Below are 17187 nucleotides of genomic sequence, written 5' to 3'. Positions count from 1 at the left end.
ATTAAAAAAAACAAACCAAATTAGAGGCTTATACCAGTAAAAACGGCTGAAAAAAGTGATCCAACCAGTCAAAAAAAATGTTTTACCGGCCCTCTATCTTAGCGTTTTTTGTTCTTACGAAATCCGCTTTCGTCTCACTTCTCGCAGCGAAACGCCGAAAAGTAACATTTTCCCAACAAAAGCGGGGCCGCTCAGCCGCCAGATGGCGGGAGAGGGCCCCGACAATTCAATCGTTTCGCCCGTTTGGCACCGATTGGCGGCCCTTACCAGGCCGCTTCATAAATATGCTGGCTCTGCACCAGATCGATATCGCCGTGCTCGCCGATGGCAGTCATACCGTGCTCCCCCAGCTTGCCGATCAGGGTGTCGATACCCAGATCTTTCAGACCGTAGTCGCGCAGTCGGGTCTTGACCCCCATCCGCTCGAAGAAGTCGCGGGTCGCGGCGATGGCATCATCGATGCGCTCCGCTTCGCTGCCGCTGTTCAGACCCCACACCCGCTCTGCGTATTGCAGCAGCTTGGCATGTTTCTGTTTGCGCTTGGCCTGCAGCAGGGCAGGCAGCACCACCGCCAGAGTCTGGGCGTGGTCGAGGCCGTGCAGGGCAGTCAGCTCGTGACCAAGCATGTGGGTGGCCCAATCCTGCGGCACACCGGCGCCGATCAGGCCGTTCAACGCCATGGTGGCGCTCCACATGATGTTGGCGCGCACCTCATAGTTGTGCGGTTCGGCCAGCGCCTTGGGGCCCTCTTCGATCAAGGTCAGCAGCAAGCCTTCAGCGAAGCGATCCTGCACCTTGGCATTGACCGGATAGGTGAGGTACTGCTCCACGATGTGGACGAAAGCATCCACTACCCCGTTCGCCACCTGACGCTCGGGCAGGGTGTAGGTGAGCACCGGATCGAGCACGGCGAAGCGCGGCATCACGAACGGCGAGAAGAAGTGCACCTTGTCGCCACTGCTGCGACGGGTGATGACGGCACCCATGTTCATTTCGGAACCGGTCGCCGGCAGGGTCAGCACGGAACCAAGCGGGATGGCGGAACGCACTTCGCTGCCGACGGTCTCGAGAATGTGCCAGGGATCCTTGGCCAGATCGTAGTGCGCGGCAGCGGCGATAAACTTGGTGCCATCGAGCACGGAACCACCGCCAACGGCGAGCAGGAAGTCGACCCGCTCGGCACGGGCCAGCTCCACGGCGCCCATCAGGGTCTCGTAGGCCGGGTTCGGTTCGATGCCGCCAAATTCAAACAGGGTCATGCCGGCCAGCTCGTTGCGGATCTGCTCCAGCAAGCCGCTGCGTACCACGCTGCCGCCGCCATAGGTGATCATGACGCGGGCATCGCTCGGGAGCTGCTCGCGCAACTGGGCGATCTGCCCTTGGCCGAACAGGATTTTGGTCGGGGTATGGAGAGTAAAGTTGTTCATCGACATTGCCTTCTTCTGATAGTCAGGGCGGCCTGGCCGCGAAATCGTGATTGCATTTTTCTCCAGAACCACCCTACCATCAAGACAACATCCTGCTTGATTCTTGCCTATTTCTACAAAGTAGCGAAAACCGGAACTGTCGAATCAAAGAGCCCCCATGCAAAACCGTTACAGCGACCTCGCAACCAGATTGACCCGCCACGTCACCGCCCCCGGCATCACCCCATCACCGGTGAAACAGGTCAACCTCATCTATACCACCGAGCACCATGGCCGCACCCCGGTGCTCTACCAACCGCGGATGATCGTTATCCTGCAGGGACACAAGGTGGGTTATCTGGCGGATCAAGTGTTTCGCTACGACCCCAACCACTATCTGCTGATGACCCTGCCGCTCCCCTGCGAGTGCGAGTGCTTCGCCTCCCCCGAGCAGCCGCTTATCGGGTTTACCATCGAGATCGATCTGGTCACCCTGCAAGAGCTGCTGCTGGAGCTTGGCGATGCCCTGCCCGCCCCCGCGCCACAAAAGAGCGGCGTCCACTCGGTCCCCCTGTCCGAAACCATGTTCTGCGCTGCCGAGCGACTGATCGAGCTGATGGACAACCCGTTGCACGCCAGGGTGCTGGGGCCGCAGACGGTGCGGGAAATGCTGTTCCACGCTCTCACCGAGGGGGGCGGCCCGGCGCTGCAGGCGCTCGCCAATCGCCACAACCATGTGGGCCAGATCGCCAGGGTGCTGCGTATGATAGAGTCCCGTTATGCCGACAACCTCACCATGGAGGAGCTGGCGCGGGAGGTGAACATGAGCGTCTCCGCCTTTCACCACCACTTCAAGGCGGTCACCGCTACCTCGCCGCTGCAGTACATCAAGTCGTTTCGCCTGCACAAGGCGCGGATGATGATGCTGCACGATGGCATCAAGGCGGGCACCGCGGCGGCCAGAGTCGGTTACGAGAGCAACTCCCAGTTCAGTCGGGAGTACAAGCGCTTCTTCGGCAGCACGCCGACGGATCAGGCCTCCCGCTTCCGGGATGGCCAGCTGCGCATCATCGAGGGATAACAAGAGAGGGATTACTTATGCGTTCACTGCTTTGCCTGTTCACCACCCTGCTACTGACGGCCTGTACCGGGATTGCCGACGGCATCCGCCCCGTCACCGGCTTTCAGCTCGATCGCTATCTCGGCACCTGGTACGAAATTGCCCGCCTCGACCACAGCTTCGAGCGGGGGCTGGAGCAGGTGAGCGCCACCTACAGCCTGCGCGATGACGGCGGCGTCAAGGTACTCAACCGCGGCAAGCAGAGCGATGGCAGCTGGCGCGAAGCCGAGGGCAAGGCCTACTTCGTCGATAGTCCTGACGAGGCGCGGCTCAAGGTGAGCTTCTTCGGCCCCTTCTACGGCGGCTACAACGTCATCGACCTCGACCCCGATTACCAGCTCTCGCTGGTGACCAGCTACAACCACGACTACCTCTGGATCCTCTCCCGCTCACCCAACCCGCCCAAGGCGAAGGTGGATGCGCTGGTCGCCAAGGCGAAGTCGCTGGGCTTTGCCACCGACCAGCTGATTTGGGTCAAGCAGAACCCTTAAGCCAGTCGTGAAATAACAAAGGGCAGCCCGCGGGCTGCCCTTTCTGTTGCTGGTGTGGCGGGATGTCAGAGCCGGAAGCGGCCGATCTCCTGCTCCAGCCGCTCGGTCAGCGACTTGAGTTCGGCCGCCTGCGCCGCCTCGCTGCCCGCCTGCTCGGCCAGCTCTTGCGAGACGTGGCGGATATTCTCGGTATTGCGGCTGATCTCGCCGGTCACCGAAGTCTGCTCCTCGGCCGCTGCGGCGATCTGGGTCGCCATGTCGCTGATGGAGCCGATCGCCTCGTTGATCCGGGCAAGGCTCTGGTTGGCCGCTTCCGCATCCTCGACGCTGGTACCCGCCAGCTGACGGCTGGTCTCCATGCCACCCACGGCGCGACGGGTGGTCTGCTGCAGGGTCTCGATCATCTGCTGGATCTCGTCGGTGGAGTCGTGGGTGCGGCGCGACAGCACCCTCACCTCGTCCGCGACTACCGCGAAACCGCGGCCCTGCTCACCGGCCCGGGCCGCCTCGATGGCGGCGTTGAGCGCCAGCAGGTTGGTCTGCTCGGCGATGCCGCTGATGGTCGCCAGAATGCCGCTGATCTTCTGGGCATGGCTGTCCAGCTCATTGATGATCTGGCTGGCATCGGCCACTTCGTCCGCCAGACCGGTAATGCTGCGCTGACTCTGGCCAACCTGGGATTGGCCGGCGACCGCCAGTGCGACCGCATCGGTGGCGGTGGTGGCGGCAAACTCGGCGTTGCCGGCGATCTCCTGGGTAGCGGAAGCCATCTCGGTCACCGCGGTCGCCACCATCACGATCTCGTCCTGCTGCTGGCGCACCCGCTGACTGCGAGCCTGCGCCCCGGCCGCCTGAACGCGAGACTGTGCCGCCAGCTCGACGGTCACATCCCGCAGCCGGCTGACGATACCGTGCAGCCGCGCCACAAACTGGTTGAAGTTCTGGGCCAGCTGACCCACCTCATCCTTGCTGTGAGTGTTGATGTGAACGGTGAGATCCCCCTCGCCGTGGGCAATGTCGTGCAGGGCGTGCGCGACCCGGCCGAGATCGGCGAACAGGTATTTGAAGGTAGCGGTGAGCAGGGCACTGAACACCAGCATCAGCACCAGGGTCAACCCCACCAGCTCCCACAGCAGACTGCTGAGCGGCGCCTCCAGCACATCGCGATACATCACCATGGCCAGCAGCCAGTCGGTGCCCGGTACCGGTTGTACCGCCAGCAGCACATCCCGCCCGTCGAGGGTGGCGGCGTGCAGCTCGCTGTTTTCGCGGCCCCACTGCTGGAAGGTGGCGGCAGAGAGTCCCGGCGCCAGCTCGGCGATGGGCTTGAGTGCCAGATCCTTCTGCGGATGGCCGACGATGAGGCCGCTGCTGTCGAGCAGCATGGCATAGCCTTCACCCTGCACCTTCATCGCCAGTACTTCGTCGATCAGCTTGTCGAGCGCCAGGTTGGCCCCCACGGCACCGACCAGCTCGCCCTGATGGCGCACCGGCTCGGAAAGAGTGACCACCAGCTTCTGCATGGTGACGCTGACATAGGGGGCAGTGACGATCAGCTGCCCCGCTTTCACCGCATCCTGATACCAGGGACGCTCGCGCGGGTCATAGTTGCCGGTGTTGAGGGAGGGATCCTGCCGGGTCATCACCCCCTGCGCGGAGCCAAAATAGGTGAGGCCGAACCCACCGGAGGTGTAGGCCTGCTTCAGGTGCGGCACCAGCTCGGCTTGGGGGTTATCGCTGATCAGGTTGACCAGCGCATGGACGGTGTTCTTGCGATCCGTCATCCAGTCGCCGATGGCGACCGAGTAGGCGTGGCCATAGTTGACCGCCTCGCTCTGGATGGCGCTCATGGTGCGGGATTTTAGGGTGTGAAAGGCAACGATGCCGAGCAGTGATGCCATCAGCAGCACCACACCAAGACTGGTGGCCAGCAGCTTGCCGCGCAGAGAGAGGGTCATGACGACGAATCCTTGTTGTTGTGTCAGGCAGGGAAAACCCTGATGTATCAAAGGCTATCGGCCGCAATATGAACAGACTTTAGTGAATCTGTATATTTTCCCATCTATCAACAACAGAACGCGCTATTCGTGTGAACCAGATCGCTATTCCATGCTACTGACTGTTGTAACAACAAAGCGACAGGCCGCCCGAAGGCGGCCTGTCACTTACCCCTGATATGCACCGGCGGAGTAGGTCAGCTCATAGCTGTGGCTGTAGATCTCGACGATATTGCCGAAGGGATCTTCCATGTAGACCATGCGGTAGGGTTTCTCGCCCGGGTAGTACTCGCGCACCGGCATCCGCTGCTTGCCGCCCGCCGCGACGATGCGCGCCGCCAGCCCCTCGACATCCGGATCCTGCACGCTGAAGTGGAACACCCCGCTCTTCCAGAATTCGAAGTTGTTCTCACGGCGCTCGCTGTTGGGGAACTCGAACAGCTCGATGCCGATCTTGTCGCCGGTGGAGAGATGAGCGATACGGAAGGAGCCCCAGCCCGGGCCAAACACGTCGTTGCACATCACGCCGATGGCGGAGTCATCCTCGGTGATGGTGGTCGCCGGCATGATGAGATACCAGCCCATCACCTTGGTATAGAACTCGACTGCCTTGTCGAGGTCAGTCACCGTGATGCCGATGTGGGAGAAGTTACGTGGATAGGTCATACGTCACCTTGAAATTGTGTGTGGGAAACAGGTGACATGATAGGAAGGGGCGACATAATGAAAAATAAGGTCAAACTAATGGAAGGCATAAATTAAATTTATGGTTAATCCACTCTGGCTCCACACCCTGGTGGTGGTGCATGAAACCGGCAGTTTTACCCGTGCCGCCGAGCGGCTGGATCTCACTCAGGCCGCCGTCAGTCAGCATATATCGCGCCTCGAGGCCGAATTTGGCCCCCTGCTGCTGCGCAAGCCCCGTCAGCTGGAGCTCACTCCGCGCGGGCTGATGCTGCTCGACTTCGCCCGCCAGCAGGCGCAGGCCGCCGAACAGCTGCGGGCACGCCTCTCTGACGATGACCCTCACCACGGCGCCATCACCCTGTCCACCCCGGGTAGCATCGGTCTGCTGCTCTATCCCCTGCTGCTCGACCAGCAACAGGAGCACCCCGGACTCACCATCCAGCACCGCTTTGCCCCCACCCCCGACATAGTGCAGGCGGTACTGGCAGGGCGCAGCGATCTGGGACTGGTGGATCAACCGCCTGAACACCCCAGCATCGCCGCCGAGCCCTTCGCCCGCGAGCCCCTCTGTCTGGTGGTGCCCAACGACGGCGAGGAGCAGAGCTGGCAGCACCTCTGTCAGCTCGGCTTTATCGACCACCCGGATGGCCGCAGCATGGCACAACGCCTGTTGGGACGACGCTACCCCGGCCAGCGCGTTGACGAGATCCCCCTGCGCGGCTTTACCAACCAGATCGGCCTGATCCTGGAGCCGGTCGCCCGTGGCCTTGGCTTTACCGTACTGCCCCGCTTCGCCGTCACCGCCTTTGCCCAGCAGGAGAAGATCCGGGTGATCCAGAGCAGCATTGAAGTGATCGACACCCTCTGGCTGATCTACCGCGCCGAGTGGCCGCTCCCCGCCCGCCACCAGAGGCTGGTCACCGTCCTGAAACAGCGGGTTGCTGCACATTGAACGCTCTTGCGGCAGACATCGAGATCAATGTGGCCACAGTCACCGGGGCTAGCGGCTAGAAGGAGAAGAGAGAAGAGAGAAGAGAAAGGAGAGAGGGATAAATTGGCGAACGCCGGAAATGCGAAAGGCCAGCTCAATGAGCTGGCCTTTCTGAAAATGGCAGGGGCGGCAGGACTCGAACCCGCAACCATCGGTTTTGGAGACCGCTGTTCTACCAATTGGAACTACGCCCCTGCAACAAACGAGGCGTAGTATACAAAGTGGAGATCAAAGGTAAAGGCTTTTTTTACGCTTTCGATGCGATTGCACAAATCCCGAACAAGTCGCGCTTGTTTGTGCAGCAAAGCGGGATAACTTGCTGTATTTGCAGCCCTGCCGGGGTAGGAATGGGACATAAATGGGGGTAGGGTGAAATCAGGTACCGGGAGGCCACTTATGCTCAATTACCGACTGCTCCAACAACTGGCGCCCCTCAACTTCAGGGATGAACGCAAGACAGAGTCCCTGCCCGCCTATCTTGAACGGGTCGCGCCGCTGGTGCCCTTTATTCCTGAAAATGTGCTTTCCCAGTGGATTTACCGCCATTGGCGCGGTTTTGAGTCCAACTGGAGCTTTATCGATCTCGCCAACCATCAGTTCACCTGTGAAAGCTGGCCCACCGTGCAACTGGTGGATCAGGTGGACTCCCGCCATATGGAGGTGATCGAGCGCTGGGGCGAGATGCTGCGCAGCAACCGCTATGTGCGTCGCTCCTGGCTCGGCGAGAAGATGCTGAGCGAAGGCACCTGGCCCGAACCTGTCATCGTGCTGGTGCCGGAAGAGGGTTCCAGCTACCCGAACGGTCATCCCCTGCCCCGCCCCTACTGCCTGCTGGAAGGGCACCACAGACTCGGTTATTTGCGCGCCATGGCCCGCGATGGGGAATCGCTGCAAGAGACGCACAAAGTGTGGATTTGTCGTCATGTTTCCGCCACTTAAACGTTTTTCATGCTGAAATTGGCATCGTAAATAAAATTTTGACAATTAAAAAAGCGGCCCTATAATCTGTCCGGTTTTGAAAAAGGTCGGGACGAAACGATGCAGTTTTTGATTCAGAAAACAGCCTTGCAGACGGGTGGTGCGCACCAGAGCGGCCCCGTTGTTTCCGGTTCCCACCCCAAAGATCCCCAGTTATTTTTAAAAAAAGCCCCTGTTTCAGGGGCTTTTTTTTGTGCCCGAAAAACCTCCAATGATGTCAAAGGGAATGCAGACGATGACCAATCCACTCTATAAGAAACATGTCATCTCCATTTCGGACCTGACCCGGTCAGAAATGGAACTGGTAGTCTCAACCGCACAACGGTTGAAGGCTGAACCTGACACCAGCCTGTTGAAAGACAAGCTGGTTGCCAGCTGCTTCTTCGAAGCCTCCACCCGCACCCGCCTCTCGTTCGAGACCGCGGTACAGCGCCTTGGCGGCAACATCATCGGCTTCGCCGACGGTGGCAACACCAGCGCCAAGAAAGGCGAGACGCTGGCTGACTCCATCAAGATCATCGGCTCCTACTCGGATGCGGTGGTGATGCGCCACCCGAAAGAGGGCGCGGCCCGTCTGGCCTCCGAGTTCTCCCGCGTGCCGGTCATCAACGGCGGCGACGGCTCCAACCAGCATCCGAGCCAGACCCTGCTCGACCTGTTCACCATCCATGAGACCCAGGGTCGTCTGGACAACCTCAACGTCGCCTTCGTCGGTGACCTGAAATATGGCCGCACCGTGCACTCGCTGGCCCAGGCCCTCAGCCTGTTCAACTGCCGCTTCTTCTTCATCTCCCCGGAAGCGCTGGCGATGCCGGACTACATCTGCGAAGAGCTGGAAGAGAAGGGTATCCAGTTCAGCGTCCACCAGACCATGGAAGAGGTGATGCCGGAGCTGGACATCCTCTACATGACCCGCGTCCAGAAAGAGCGCTTCGACGAGACTGAATACAAGCACATGGCTGCCAAGTTCATTCTGGAGCTGGCGACTCTGGAAGGGGCCAAGCCCACCATGAAGATCCTGCATCCCCTGCCCCGCGTCGACGAGATCGATGTAGCGGTCGACAAGACTCCCCACGCTTGCTACTTCCAGCAGGCGGAGAACGGGGTCTATGCACGCCAGGCGCTGCTGGCACTGGTACTGAACGAAACTGTCTGAGCTTAGGGGAATATCATGTCTGACAAGAACCAACTGCAAGTCGAAGCCATCCGTCACGGCTCCGTCATCGATCACATCCCCGCTGGCCAGGGCATCAAGATCCTCAAGCTGTTCCAGCTGGTCGAAACCCAGGAGCGGATCACCGTCGGCTTCAACCTGAAATCCGGCGCGCTGGGCAAGAAGGATCTCATCAAGATTGAGAACACCCGCCTGACCGAACAGCAAGCCAACCAGCTGGCGCTGTTCGCCCCGAAAGCGACCGTCAACATCATCGAAGACTTCAATGTGGTGAAGAAGCACCAGCTTGAGCTGCCGGAGTTCATCGCCGGGGTGTTCCACTGCCCCAACTCCAACTGCATCTCCCACAACGAGCCGGTGGACAGCTACTTCCGGGTGCGCGAAGTGAAAGGCGTGGTGCGGATGAAGTGCAAATACTGCGAGAAGTCCTTCACTCAGGACATCGTCAGCGAGCGTTACTGATATCTGATTGGGCCCTGCGGGGCCCATTTTTGAACCCTGTCACATCACCGAATTTCCAGTCAGCTATAATTTGCCATCGCAAGATGGTAATGCCCGCTCATTCCCTGCATATAGATGGATTATCAGTGTTTTTGCCTGATAACTGACTGCTATGGCAGATATCGCGCGTTTACCTCCGGTCATCATCAAAGGAATTCGCCGTGGTCAAAACCCTCAGTCGTCCCGTTGCCCAAGAGCCCGATCTGGCCCAGCTGGATGCCTGTCGCCAGATCATCGGTCAGCACTGCTACAGCACCCAGGAAGAGATCCGCCGTGAGCTGTCGGAGCGCGGCTTTGCCGACATCAGCCAATCCACCATCTCCCGTCTGTTGCGCCGCCTCGGCGTCGCCAAGGCCCAGAATGCCAGCGGCAAGAAGGTCTACACCCTGGTCGATGAGCAGCTGGAACCCGCCGGCAGTACCCGCTCGATCCACGACATGGTGCGCGAAGTGGTACACAACCAGCAGATGGTGCTGATCCACACCACTCCGGGGGCCGCCACCGTGGTGGCTCGCCTGCTGGATCGCAACGCCAATCCCGAGATCATGGGCGCCGTCGCGGGCAACGATGTAGTGCTGGTCGCGCCGCGCCATATCAGCCGTACCCGTCAGGCCCACGCCGCCGTGGTGCGCACCCTGGCGCAGGCCCGCTAACCCCTTTCATCGAATGCATCGAGGCGACCTTCGGGTCGCCTTTTTGTTGCCTGCGACTTTGTGTCCATCACTTCTTGCGCCCATAAAAAACGGGAGCCCGCAGGCTCCCGTTTCATCTTGTTTGTTATCCCTCAGGAGAGCACGGCGCCCAGGCTCAGGCAGACCACGATCAGCACGGTCAGGATACCGAGCAGCGGAGCCACCCACTTCAGCCAGCGCACATAAGGCACCTTGGCGATGGCCAGACCGCCCATGACCACGGCGGAAGTCGGGGTCACCAGGTTCACCAGACCGGAGGCTGACTGGTAAGCAGTCACCACCAGATCGCGGCCCACGTTGGCGAAGTCGGCCAGCGGCGCCATGATCGGCATGGTCAGTACAGCCAGACCGGAGGAGGACGGCACCAGGAAGGAGAGCACCACTTCCAGCACGAACATCACGTTGATAAAGACGATGGTGGAGAGGCCGGTCACGATCCCTTCTGCACTGTGCAAAATGGTGTGAGTGATCATGCCGTTATCCATCACTACCACGATACCGCGGGCGATACCGATGATCAGCGCCACACCCAGCAGGTCGCGAGCACCGTCGATAAAGTTGGAGGTCAGCTCCTCTTCGCTCATGCGGGAGATGAGACCAACGATGATGGCGGCAGCCAGGAACACGCCGGAGATCTGCGCCATCCACCAGCCCAGCACGGCCACACCGTAGATCATCACGGCGAAGGCGGCGACGAAGATACCCAGCACGATTTTACGGGTCAGGGTGAACTCCAGCATCTGGTCGCTCTTGTTGCCAAGGAAGTGGGCACGGTTCTCTTCCCACTTGTCAGCCACCAGGGATTTGCTCGGATCGCTGCGCACCATCTTGGCGTAACGCATGACGTAGGCAACACAGAGCAGCCAACCGGCGACCAGCATGGCAACGCGCAGCCAGATACCATCGGTGAAGGAGATACCGGCGGCGTTGGCGGCAATCACTGTCGCAAACGGGTTGATGGTGGAACCGAGAGTACCGATACCGGCGCCCAGCAATACGGTTGCCGCTGCCACCACAGGGTCGAAGCGGGCGGCCATCATCACCGGCACCAGCAGGGTGTAGAAAGGCAGCGACTCTTCGGCCATGCCGTAGATGGTGCCGCCTGCGGCGAACAGCGCCATCAGGATCGGGATCATCCACTCTTCACGGCCACGCAGACGGTCGGTCACACGTTCGATACCGGCATCGATGGCACCTGTCTTGGTCACAATGCCAAGAAAACCACCGATGATCAGGATAAAGAGGGAGACGTCGATGGCGCCTGCCTCATAGGTGTCGTGGTTGTAGAGGCCATCGATAGGTGCCAGCAGCACGTCGACGATCCCCTGGGGATTCCCCTCCACCAGTTTGTAGGTACCCGCCACCGGCACTTCTTTGCCGAGGGCTTCGTTCATGGTCATCTCGTATTTGCCGGCCGGCACTATCCAGCTCAGGGCGGCCACCAGGGCGATCAGCACAAACAGTATCGTGTAGGCTGACGGGAACTTGAATTTGGTCATGGTCCAGCTTCCTTCTGTGGGTGTGGTATCCATGCAGGCTGCGGGTTGTAGGGTTAGAGGTATTATGCCGCTGTCACATGGTCGAAAAGCCGGGGGTCGCCCCCCGGCACCACTACTGCGACCTTAGTCGCCCAGCGTAGCAACCATCACTGCCTTGATGGTGTGCATCCGGTTTTCGGCCTCGTCGAACACGATGCTGTGCTCGGATTCGAACACGTCCTCGGTCACTTCCAGGCCTTTCATGCCATATTTGTCAGCCACTTCCTTGCCCATGGTGGTCTCGTCGTTGTGGAACGCCGGCAGGCAGTGCATGAACTTCACATCCGGGTTCTTGGTGGCGTTGATGACATCCATGTTGACCTGATACGGAGTCATCAGTTTGACGCGCTGATCCCAGGCTTCTTTCGCTTCACCCATGGATACCCAGACGTCGGTGTAGAGGAAGTCAGCACCCAGCACACCCTCTTTCACATCTTCGGTCAGGGTGATGCGTGCGCCGGTCTCTTCGGCGATCAGGCGGCACTTGGCAACCAGCTCTTCTTCCGGCCAGAAGGCTTTCGGCGCGACCAGACGGATGTCCATGCCCATTTTGGCGGCGCCGACCATCAGGGAGTTACCCATGTTGTTGCGGGCATCACCCAGGTAGGCGAACTTGATTTGATCCAGACGCTTGCCCTTGCCGTGCTCCAGCATGGTCATGAAGTCGGCCAGGATCTGGGTCGGGTGGAATTCGTTGGTCAGGCCGTTCCAGACCGGGACACCGGCGTAGGCGCCCAGCTCTTCCACGATCTCCTGACCGTAGCCGCGGTATTCGATACCGTCATACATGCGACCCAGTACACGGGCGGTGTCCTTCATGGACTCCTTGTGACCGATTTGGGAACCGCTTGGGCCAAGGTAGGAGACTTGCGCGCCCTGGTCGAAGGCCGCAACTTCAAACGCACAACGAGTACGGGTGGAGGTCTTCTCGAAAATCAGGGCGATGTTCTTGCCGACCAGATGCTTGCGCTCGTAGCCACCGTATTTGGCTTTTTTCAGGTCGATGGCCAGGTCGATCATGTATTGGATTTCGCGCGGGGTGAAGTCCAGCAGTTTCAGGAAGTTACGGTTACGCAGATTAAAAGCCATGATGAGTTCTCTCTATATATGTTTCAGACCAGTTCGGGCAGTAGTGTTGACTACGCATTCTCAGTACAGATATCGGTAATTACGCATGTACGGTGCGGGTGGCGACGATATTGGTGCCGGCTTCACCCTTGAGGATGGCGAGGCCATCTTCCAGCGAGCCGATGCCGACCATGCCGCCGGTCGCTTTGACAAATTCACAGGAGGCTTCGACTTTCGGCCCCATGGAACCTGCGTCGAACTTGACCCCGGCCAGCTCGTCCGGGCTGGTGACTCGCAGCGGACGCTGGGTCGGTTTGCCCCAATCCAGATAGACGGCATCGGCGTCGGTCAGGATCAGCAGGGCGTCGGCCTTGATCTGCTTGGCCAGATAGGCGGCAGACATGTCCTTGTCGATGACGGCTTCGATACCGGTCAGGCTCTGGCCATCCCAAGTCACAGGGATACCGCCACCACCGGTACAGATGATGAGGTGGCCTTGGGCAATCAGGGTTTCGATGGCATCGCCTTCGACGATGCGCTGGGGCAGCGGGGACGGCACTACGCGGCGGAAGAACTTGCCGTCAGCCTTGACCACCCAGTGCTTCTCTTCTGCCAGGGTGCGGGCTTCAGCCTCTTCGTAGACGGGGCCGATAAATTTGGTCGGATTGGCAAACGCCGGATCCTTGGGATCGACCTGAACCTGAGTCAGCAGAGCGGTGACGTTGCGGCTCGGCATCAGGTTTTTCAGCTCCTGGATCAGCATGTAGCCGATCATGCCTTGGGACTCGGCACCCAGCACATCCAGCGGATAGGGGGATACCTTGGTGTAGGCGCTGTTCTGCAGGGCCAGCAGGCCGACTTGCGGGCCGTTGCCATGCACCAGCACCACGTTGTACTCCTGAGCGATCAGGGCGATGGTCTTGGCGGCAGTTGCGATGTTCTTGCGCTGGATATCCGCTTCCAGTGGCTCACCACGACGGAGCAGTGCATTGCCACCCAGAGCGACGACGACAGTTGGTTTTTTCATAGTGGTTAATCTCGAGTTTGGTTCTGTGTGGCGCCAGCTTCTGCCGGCGCCACGCCGTCTCATCAGATGCTGTCGCGTTCCATCGGGCAGCTCATGCAGCGGGCGCCGCCGCGGCCACGGCCCAGTTCATCACCCGGAATGGAGAGAACTGTGATACCGGCCTTGTCATATTTCTCATTGGTGTAGGTATTGCGCTCGTAACCCACCACCACGCCGGGACGTACGGTCAGTACGTTGTTGGCGTCGTTCCACTGCTCGCGTTCGGCTTCGAAGCTGTCACCGCCAGTGGTGATGATCTTCAGCTGATCGACGCCCAGTGCTTTCTCGATAGCGGTGACGAAGTAGCCCTCTTCCTTGATGTTCATGCCGGTAGCGCCGCCCGGAGTCAGACTCCAGCACTGCACGTCCTTGCGAATCACTTCCGGATAGACGGAGAAGGTGTCGATGTCCATGTGGGTCATAACAGTATCCAGGTGCATGCAGCTGCGGTGTTTCGGCAGCTCCATGGCGATGACCTGTTTGGCCTGACCGTGTTTGAACAGGCTGCGAGCCAGATGCTCGACACCTTGCGGGGTGGTGCGCTCGGACATACCAATCAGCACGGCGCCGCGGCCGATAACCAGTACGTCGCCACCCTCGATGGTGGAGTTGTCGTAGTCACGCTCCTCGTCACCGAAGTACTTGATGAAGTCCTGACCGGCAAACATCGGGTGCCAGCGGTAGATGGCCTTCACATGGTTGGTCTCGCGGCGACGAGCCGGCTTGGCCATCGGGTTGATGGAGACGCCGCCATAAACCCAGCAGGAGGTGTCACGGGTGAAGAGGTGGTTGGGCAGCGGCTCGATGATGAAATCGGTCGGAGCATGCATGCCCACTACCATGTTGACACCGCTGTAGGGCATCTCGGAGTAAGTCAGGCCGCCGGAGAGAATGCGGGCCAATTCGCGATGCGGCATGTCAGCCAGGAAGCAGCGCACGTCGTTGGCAAAAGAAGAGCCGAGGCGATAGTCGGAGACCTGATGTTGCAGCAGCCAGGTTTTGGCTTCCGGCACATCCAGGGTTTCGGCCAGCAGATTGGTCAGCAGGAAAACTTCGACATTCTGATCGCGCAGTACCTGAGCGAATTTGTCGTGCTCCTGACCGGCACGTTCAACAGACAGGACGTCATCGAACAGCAGATCCTGGCAGTTGGAAGGAGTCAGACGCTTCAGACTGAGGTTGGGGCGGTGCAACATGACACGGCGCAATTGGCCAACTTCAGAACCTACATAAAATTTGCTCATGATTATATTCCGTCTAGCAGTGGTCCCTGCGAGTGATTGAATAGATTCCTTCTATTCATGCTCGTGGCTAAGGCGGGATATTCTTTATGTAGGGTAATCGGCTTATGTTCTATCCTGCCCTTGCCTTTCGAGACCGAGGTTAGCCCTGCGAATCACGACAAACTTAGACATTGATCACATTCACTCATAACTGAATATATTCACCATCCAATCTATGACCCCGGTAGCAAATTGCGCATTTTCCAAACAAATCGCACCGAATAACCATGCAAAACCACCCCGCTATATTTCAAGTTGATTCATTTTTTATTCATGCCAACTCACTGGAGCGATTAAATTCAAATAATAAAAACCTTTAAAAATCATAATAATAAATGAAAGGATAAATAGAATTTGAATATTACTCCCTAGGTATTGAATACATCGCCGTGACGAGGGGAGCGCGGTAGAAATAAATACTCACCTCAACCACATTCACTGCATAAATCTTTTCTTGTTCCAGATCATGGCATTGATGCCAACCCCATCAGGCCAGGCCTCATCAGTCACCACCTATTTGTGCGGTTCAACTTAATATGCACAAAGTCCGCATCGAGGTGGGCAGCCATCCTCTTCGGTCACCACAACGCCTTTTGATACTTTTTTCATTAATTGAATTTATTCGTCTCACCTTGCACTGGCGCCAACCTCGACTTAACTCAGAAAGTGATCCAGATCACACAGGAATGGTACTACCAAGGAGTTGTTATGAAGATGAAACCCATGCTGCTGCTCGCGACTTTGTTGCTCTCTGCGCTCCCCACCCTCAGTCAGGCTGAAGGAACCCCTGCCATGCCCATGGTGGTATGCCATGTCGACAAGGCCCCCCAGATGCTGGTGCCTGACTATGTCTGCCGCTGGCAGGGAGGCAGCGTCCATTACTAGTCGAAACAACGAGAGGAGCATCACTCCTCTCGCCTTGTGATGAGACTGGCCCCTCCTATACTGAAATCAGCGGTTTTCTCATGGATAGGGGAACGTCATGATCTTGTTGGTCGGTGGAGAGAAGGGGGGGAGTGGCAAGAGCTGCCTGGCACAAAATCTGGCGGTCTACCTCAGATCCCAATTTCAGGGGGAGGTGTTACTGGTCGACTGCGACCCGCAGCGCACCACCTCTGACTGGATTCAGGAGCGCAATGACAACCCGGAGCTGCCACAAATCAACTGCGTACAGCTCTATGGCAATATTCGCAACGACCTGCTCAGCCTGAAAAACCGCTACGACTACGTCATCGTCGATTGCGGCGGGCAAGACAACCGGGCACTGCGCTCCACTATGGCTGTCGCCACCCACGCCCTGATCCCCTTGCGTCCGAAACGCCGCGACCTTAAGACCCTGCCCCACATGGAAGATCTCATCACCACCTGCAAGATGGTCAACCCGACCCTCAATGCAGCCGTAGTGCTGACCCAGTGCCCCGCCCTGCCCAATCAGGTAAAACGCATTCTGGAAGCGAAAGAGGTTTGCTCCTCGTTCGGTGTCGACGTCCTGAACGCCATCACCTACGGCCGCAATGTCTATGACGACAGCGAAGAGAAGGGACTGTCGGTGATGGAGATCGAACCGGATGGCAAATCCGCCGAAGAGATCCGGGCCATCGCCAAAGAGTTCCTGCAAGTGGGGGTGTGAGATGGGTCTGGCCGATCTGAAGAAAAAGCACCAGCTGCATCACCAGAAGAAGTTCACCGTCGACGAATTTATCGAAGATGCGGAGTTCTACGCCAAGGGCAAACCCAAGGTGGTCAGCCTCGAACTGGGCCTGCATCGTGACGAAGCCTTGTCGGCGCTGGCCTTTATCGAGAGTGGTGAGCACCTGAAGCCCAGCTACAAAAAAGCCACCTTCTCCATGAGCACGGTGGCCATCGACGAGCTGGGTAATCTGACCCAGCAAGACGGCATGAACAAGTCCCTGTTGCTGCGCCTCTTTACCCACTACTTCTCTTCGCTGACTCCTGAGGAGCGTCAGACCATCTATGAGCGACTCAACCAGCGCTCATAATTTCTCCATTCAACAGCTCTTTGTGTGCCTCACCAACTCACCCCGAATGACCATCATCAGACTGCAAAATCTGTTTCTGAAGCAACCAAAACGTGCTGTAAGAGATCTGCCATTCCATATGTAAGCCAACAGCCTAAAAGATCCCCGAGATAATCGGAAGATAAGATCTTAAAACATGAATACGAGAAACTTAAC

The 17187-nt window shown here is 58.6% G+C and carries 18 protein-coding genes and 1 tRNA gene; 11 read left to right on the top strand and 8 right to left on the bottom strand.

Features of this window, described 5'->3' with window-relative positions; genetic code table 11:
- Positions 1–263: 263 nt before the first annotated feature.
- Positions 264–1427 (bottom strand): alcohol dehydrogenase, encoded by a 1164-nt coding sequence (gene yqhD / locus AB5Y76_RS07200; RefSeq protein ID WP_005339752.1) that lies wholly within the window; start codon positions 1425–1427, stop codon positions 264–266.
- 157 nt (positions 1428–1584) lie between these two features.
- Here yqhD and AB5Y76_RS07195 point away from each other — a divergent pair, with 157 nt between their 5' ends.
- Together AB5Y76_RS07195 and AB5Y76_RS07190 are read left to right on the top strand one after the other, a co-directional pair.
- Positions 1585–2487 carry an AraC family transcriptional regulator gene (locus AB5Y76_RS07195; protein ID WP_005339751.1) on the top strand — a complete coding sequence of 301 codons (903 nt, stop codon included), beginning with the start codon at positions 1585–1587 and terminating at the stop codon, positions 2485–2487.
- Between the two features lie 17 nt (positions 2488–2504).
- A complete protein-coding gene (locus AB5Y76_RS07190; protein ID WP_263717829.1) occupies positions 2505–3017 on the top strand; it encodes a lipocalin family protein in 513 nt (170 codons plus the stop codon).
- 65 nt (positions 3018–3082) lie between these two features.
- Here AB5Y76_RS07190 and AB5Y76_RS07185 read toward each other — a convergent pair whose 3' ends face one another.
- Positions 3083–4975: a methyl-accepting chemotaxis protein gene (locus AB5Y76_RS07185; RefSeq protein ID WP_263717830.1), complete on the bottom strand. Its 1893-nt coding sequence runs from the start codon at positions 4973–4975 to the stop codon at positions 3083–3085.
- A gap of 207 nt (positions 4976–5182) precedes the next feature.
- Positions 5183–5680, bottom strand: coding sequence for a lactoylglutathione lyase family protein (locus AB5Y76_RS07180; RefSeq protein WP_047440377.1), 498 nt, complete (start codon positions 5678–5680; stop codon positions 5183–5185).
- Positions 5681–5780: 100 nt separating this feature from the next.
- On the opposite strand from AB5Y76_RS07180, the gene AB5Y76_RS07175 reads away from it, so the two are divergent.
- Entirely contained in the window at positions 5781–6653 is an 873-nt protein-coding gene (locus AB5Y76_RS07175; RefSeq protein WP_263717831.1) for a LysR family transcriptional regulator, read from the top strand.
- 157 nt (positions 6654–6810) lie between these two features.
- Here AB5Y76_RS07175 and AB5Y76_RS07170 read toward each other — a convergent pair.
- Positions 6811–6887, bottom strand: a tRNA-Trp gene (locus AB5Y76_RS07170).
- 201 nt (positions 6888–7088) lie between these two features.
- Between AB5Y76_RS07170 and AB5Y76_RS07165 the strand changes: the two genes are divergently transcribed.
- From AB5Y76_RS07165 to AB5Y76_RS07145, 5 genes are all read left to right on the top strand, one after another.
- The gene (locus tag AB5Y76_RS07165) at positions 7089–7631 is read left to right on the top strand and encodes a hypothetical protein (protein ID WP_263717832.1); all 543 of its coding nucleotides are present in this window, start codon (positions 7089–7091) and stop codon (positions 7629–7631) included.
- 99 nt (positions 7632–7730) lie between these two features.
- The gene (locus AB5Y76_RS07160) at positions 7731–7925 is read left to right on the top strand and encodes a hypothetical protein (RefSeq protein ID WP_133249581.1); all 195 of its coding nucleotides are present in this window, start codon (positions 7731–7733) and stop codon (positions 7923–7925) included.
- Positions 7906–8826, top strand: coding sequence for an aspartate carbamoyltransferase (pyrB, locus tag AB5Y76_RS07155; protein ID WP_005339735.1), 921 nt, complete (start codon positions 7906–7908; stop codon positions 8824–8826). Before AB5Y76_RS07160 ends, pyrB begins: the two co-directional genes overlap by 20 nt.
- Positions 8827–8841: 15 nt before the next feature.
- Complete coding sequence (gene pyrI / locus AB5Y76_RS07150; RefSeq protein ID WP_005339730.1) at positions 8842–9306, top strand: aspartate carbamoyltransferase regulatory subunit; 465 nt, start codon at positions 8842–8844, stop codon at positions 9304–9306.
- A gap of 200 nt (positions 9307–9506) precedes the next feature.
- Positions 9507–9998, top strand: a complete 492-nt coding sequence (locus tag AB5Y76_RS07145) for an arginine repressor (protein WP_263717834.1) — start codon at positions 9507–9509, stop codon at positions 9996–9998.
- A 131-nt stretch (positions 9999–10129) separates the two neighbouring features.
- Here the strand turns inward: AB5Y76_RS07145 and AB5Y76_RS07140 are convergent, their stop codons facing one another.
- From AB5Y76_RS07140 to arcA, 4 genes are all read right to left on the bottom strand, one after another.
- Positions 10130–11536 carry a YfcC family protein gene (locus tag AB5Y76_RS07140; RefSeq protein WP_005339725.1) on the bottom strand — a complete coding sequence of 469 codons (1407 nt, stop codon included), beginning with the start codon at positions 11534–11536 and terminating at the stop codon, positions 10130–10132.
- Between the two features lie 123 nt (positions 11537–11659).
- Positions 11660–12664 carry an ornithine carbamoyltransferase gene (gene argF / locus AB5Y76_RS07135; protein WP_005339721.1) on the bottom strand — a complete coding sequence of 335 codons (1005 nt, stop codon included), beginning with the start codon at positions 12662–12664 and terminating at the stop codon, positions 11660–11662.
- A gap of 79 nt (positions 12665–12743) precedes the next feature.
- A complete protein-coding gene (gene arcC, locus AB5Y76_RS07130; RefSeq protein WP_005339719.1) occupies positions 12744–13670 on the bottom strand; it encodes a carbamate kinase in 927 nt (308 codons plus the stop codon).
- Between the two features lie 62 nt (positions 13671–13732).
- Positions 13733–14953 (bottom strand): arginine deiminase, encoded by a 1221-nt coding sequence (gene arcA / locus AB5Y76_RS07125; RefSeq protein ID WP_005339718.1) that lies wholly within the window; start codon positions 14951–14953, stop codon positions 13733–13735.
- A 747-nt stretch (positions 14954–15700) separates the two neighbouring features.
- On the opposite strand from arcA, the gene AB5Y76_RS07120 reads away from it, so the two are divergent.
- From AB5Y76_RS07120 to AB5Y76_RS07110, 3 genes are all read left to right on the top strand, one after another.
- Positions 15701–15877 (top strand): hypothetical protein, encoded by a 177-nt coding sequence (locus AB5Y76_RS07120; RefSeq protein ID WP_263717835.1) that lies wholly within the window; start codon positions 15701–15703, stop codon positions 15875–15877.
- Between the two features lie 97 nt (positions 15878–15974).
- Positions 15975–16622: an AAA family ATPase gene (locus AB5Y76_RS07115; protein WP_005339716.1), complete on the top strand. Its 648-nt coding sequence runs from the start codon at positions 15975–15977 to the stop codon at positions 16620–16622.
- A gap of 1 nt (position 16623) precedes the next feature.
- On the top strand, positions 16624–16992 hold the full coding sequence (locus tag AB5Y76_RS07110; protein WP_005339715.1) for a hypothetical protein: 369 nt from the start codon (positions 16624–16626) through the stop codon (positions 16990–16992).
- The last annotated feature ends 195 nt before the right edge of the window (positions 16993–17187 follow it).

The organism is Aeromonas sp. R1-2, assembly GCF_040908505.1.
In the GTDB taxonomy this organism is placed as follows: domain Bacteria; phylum Pseudomonadota; class Gammaproteobacteria; order Enterobacterales; family Aeromonadaceae; genus Aeromonas; species Aeromonas veronii.
The sequence above is the reverse complement of the archived record's forward strand: the minus strand, read 5'-3'. Positions and strand labels throughout refer to the sequence as shown.